The sequence below is a fragment of the Streptomyces sp. RP5T genome, assembly GCF_003933965.1.
Taxonomy (GTDB): Bacteria; Actinomycetota; Actinomycetes; order Streptomycetales; family Streptomycetaceae; genus Streptomyces.
In genome coordinates this window covers 1-3,474 of sequence record NZ_RSAJ01000751.1, presented here as the reverse complement: position 1 = coordinate 3,474, position 3,474 = coordinate 1, and the positions used below count along the sequence as shown (strand labels likewise).

The window sequence follows — 3,474 nt, the reverse complement described above, 5'->3', positions numbered from 1 at the left end:
CGCCGGCACCGGCCCGCCGACTCCTTCGACGAGCTGGCCCGGCACCGGCTCCTGGAGCGGCGTGCCCTGCTCGAACAGCACGTGGGGCGGCGGCCTCCGCACGGCGGGCCGGTGGGCTGGGTGCACGGGGACTTCCACCCCTTCAACCTGCTCTACCGGGGCGACGCACCCGCCGCGATCGTCGACTGGGACCGGCTGGGCGTGAAGCCCCGCGCCGAGGAGGCCGTACGCGCCGCCGCGATCTTCTTCGTACGGCCCGCGGGGACGCTGGATCTGCCGAAGGTGCGGGCCTACGCGCGCGCGTACCGGCGTACGGCGGGGGCCACGCCCTCCGAGCTGGCGGCGGCCGTGCACCGCGTGTGGTGGGAGCGGCTCAACGACTTCTGGATGCTGCGCTGGCACTACGAGCGCGGCGACACCCGCGCGGATCCCCAGTTCCCGGCGGCCTCGGCGCTGGTGGTGTGGTGGACGCGGGAGTACGACGCGGTGTGCGACGCCTTCGTGGGCTGACACGGGCCTGCCGGAAACAGCACGCGGGCGTGAGTCGCGTTCGCCGACCCACGCGCGCGTGCGGGCTCAGCCGGAGCCGCCGTTCCCGCCGCCGTCGGTGACGCCCCCGACGACCTGGTCGGTCGGCTCGGCCGTGTCCGTGGGCTGGGCCGTGTCCGACGGCTGCGCCGTCTCGGACGGCTCGGGCGCCGTCTCGGACGGCTGCGTGGCCGAGGGCGAGGGCGTGTAGGAGGGGGTGTACGACGGCGTCCAGGACGGCGTGTATCCGGAGCCGCCGGAGCTGCCGCTGTCGTCCGTGGACGTGTCGGTCTCCTCGCTCGTCGCGTCGTCGCTCGGCGTCTCGCTGGGCGTCTTGTCGTCGGTGGTCTTCGAGGTGGTCGGCGACACCGAGTCGCCGCCGCCACCGCCGCTCCCGCCGCCACCGCCGCCGTTCAGCGCGAGCGCGACGCCCGCCGCGACGGCGATCACCGCGAGGACGGCGAGGATCCACAGCTTGCCGCGGCCGCTGCCCCGGTTGCCGTGGCCCTCGAAGCCGCCGTCGTCCCCGCCGCCGTAGCCGGAGGGGAGGATCTGCTGCGGGATCTGGGTGGTGCCGGAGGTGGCGCCGGGGTGCGGCAGCACGCTGGTGCTCGCGAAGCCCGCGGCGGGCGTGCCGCGGCCGTCGTGCGCCGTCACCGGGCCGGTGTTCCAGGTGCCGGTGTGGCCGCCCTGGTCGTACAGCATCTGCAGGCCGTACTGGACGAGCCCGCGCATCTCCTCGGCCGTCTGGAAGCGGTCGTCCGGCTCCTTGGCGAGCGAGCGCATGACCAGGCCGTCCAGCTCCGGCGGGACGGCGTCGGAGACCTGCGACGGAGGCGTCGGGATGTCCTGGACGTGCTGGTAGACCACGGACAGCGGGGTCTCGCCGGTGAACGGCGGCCTGAGCGCGAGGAGTTCGTAGAGGAGACAGCCCGTCGCGTACAGGTCGGAGCGGTGGTCGACGGCCTTGCCGAGGGCCTGCTCCGGGGAGAGGTACTGCGGGGTGCCCATGACCATGCCGGTCTGCGTCATCGTCGTGGAGGCGCCGTGCAGGGCGCGGGCGATGCCGAAGTCCATGACCTTGACCGCGCCGTTGTGCGTGATGATCACGTTGGCGGGCTTGATGTCGCGGTGCACGATGCCGTGCTGGTGGGAGTAGGCGAGCGCCTCCAGCACCCCGGAGACGATGATCAGGGCCTGCTCGGGCCCGGGCGCCTCGGCGTTGAGCAGCAGATCCCGGATCGTCCGCCCCTCGACGATCTCCATGACGATGTACGGCACCGACTGGCCGCCCACGTAGTCCTCGCCGGAGTCGTACACGGCGACGATCGCGTGGTGGTTGAGGCCCGCCACGGACTGGGCCTCACGCGTGAAACGGGCCTTGGACGTCGGGTCCTCGGCGAGGTCGGCGCGCAGCAGCTTGACCGCCACGGTGCGCCCGAGCCGTACGTCCTCGGCCGCGAACACCTCGGCCATACCGCCCCGGCCGAGTCTGCGGGTCAGCCGGTACCTGCCGTCCCCCACCAGTCCGCCGTTACCCCACAGCTCCGGCGCATCTGACATTCCGCCGCCAGTCGCCTCGGGGTCGGACGGGCCCTGAGCGCGCTGCTGCTGTGCCATCGGTCCTCGCCGTCGTTTCTGCCCGCGGTGCGCGCGGTGTTGTTACGGTCTCCGTCGGCCACGCTACAGCCTTCGCGCAAGCCGCCGGTCCGGGATGAGCCCGGGGACCGGCCCGAGACGGACCGGCCATCAAACCTGTACTACGTCTCGGCGTGCAAATTCTGTGTACCGGCCGTAGGGCAGCTGTAACGCCCGCCCGACCATTCTTTCGCGTACGGACACGGAACGGGCACCACGTGCGCCGACCACCCGGCACCGCTCCGTGGCCAAACTCACGCAGAAGAACCCGAACGAGCGTTTCCCACGGGTGACATGGCAGAGCCGACGCGAAGGGGCCCGGCAGCGTCGACTGCCGGGCCCCTTCGTTCGTCGGGGGTTACAGGTACGGTCCGCCCGAGCGGCCGCCCGCGCGCGGGTCGATGCCGTCCTCCTGGCCGCCGACCCCCGGCGGCAGGGCGCGGCGCATCTGCTCCAGCTGGGCCCGTGCGGCCATCTGCTGGGCGAACAGCGTGGTCTGGATCCCGTGGAAGAGGCCCTCCAGCCAGCCCACCAACTGGGCCTGGGCGATGCGCAGTTCCGCGTCGCTCGGGGTCGCCTCCTCGTTGAAGGGCAGCGAGAGCCGCTCCAGCTCCTCCACGAGTTCGGGAGCGAGCCCGTCCTCCAGCTCCTTGACCGAGCTGGAGTGGATCTCCTTGAGCCGGGCCCGGCTGGCCTCGTCGAGAGGAGCCGCGCGCACCTCTTCGAGCAGCTGCTTGATCATGCTGCCGATCCGCATGACCTTCGCGGGCTGCTCGACCATCTCCGTGACCGGGACCTCCCGGGAGTCGTCGTCACCCCCGCCGCCCAGTGCCATCCCGTCCTGGCCCACGACCAGGATCTGGGGACTTTCCGGCGAACCTTCGTTCCTCGGCATCTCCATGCCGCCATTCTCTCGCACCCGTACACCTCATCACCGGGGTGCCCCCACTGTGGGCTGATCCACCCTTCCCGGAGCGGTTCGCCCCCATGGAGTCACCCGGAATGCCGGTCCTTTGGCGAAATGCCAGTGTTGTTCCGTGACTTTCTGGCTGCGCGCGACGGTACTGGCGATCGTGGTGGGCGCGAGCGCTGTCGTCCTGCCGCAGGCCGGCCCGGCGCACGGCGCCGAACTGACGCCGCCCGGCCGCCGTGCGGCCCACGCGGTACTCCTCCACGGACCGCCGGGCACGGCCGCGTCCCCGGCCACCCCGGCCACGCGGTCACCGGAGCCTGCACCGGCCCGCGGGACACCGCACAAGGCCGTACGGCCGCACGCCACCGCCCTCCCGCCGCACAGCGCCCCGAGCC

Annotated in this window: 3 protein-coding genes and 1 pseudogene; 2 read left to right on the top strand and 2 right to left on the bottom strand. The window is 72.6% G+C overall.

The window, feature by feature from the left end; genetic code table 11:
• The coding region (locus tag EHS43_RS40370) for a phosphotransferase (RefSeq protein WP_148104232.1) at positions 1–510 on the top strand (510 nt) is incomplete at its 5' end.
• A gap of 66 nt (positions 511–576) precedes the next feature.
• Here the strand turns inward: EHS43_RS40370 and EHS43_RS40365 are convergent.
• Positions 577–2,148 (bottom strand): protein kinase, encoded by a 1,572-nt coding sequence (locus EHS43_RS40365; protein ID WP_125195516.1) that lies wholly within the window; start codon positions 2,146–2,148, stop codon positions 577–579.
• A 376-nt stretch (positions 2,149–2,524) separates the two neighbouring features.
• Positions 2,525–3,067 carry a bacterial proteasome activator family protein gene (locus EHS43_RS40360; protein WP_125195515.1) on the bottom strand — a complete coding sequence of 181 codons (543 nt, stop codon included), beginning with the start codon at positions 3,065–3,067 and terminating at the stop codon, positions 2,525–2,527.
• A gap of 136 nt (positions 3,068–3,203) precedes the next feature.
• On the opposite strand from EHS43_RS40360, the pseudogene EHS43_RS40355 reads away from it, so the two are divergent.
• Positions 3,204–3,474, top strand: a pseudogene (locus tag EHS43_RS40355) (hypothetical protein); the annotation flags it as partial.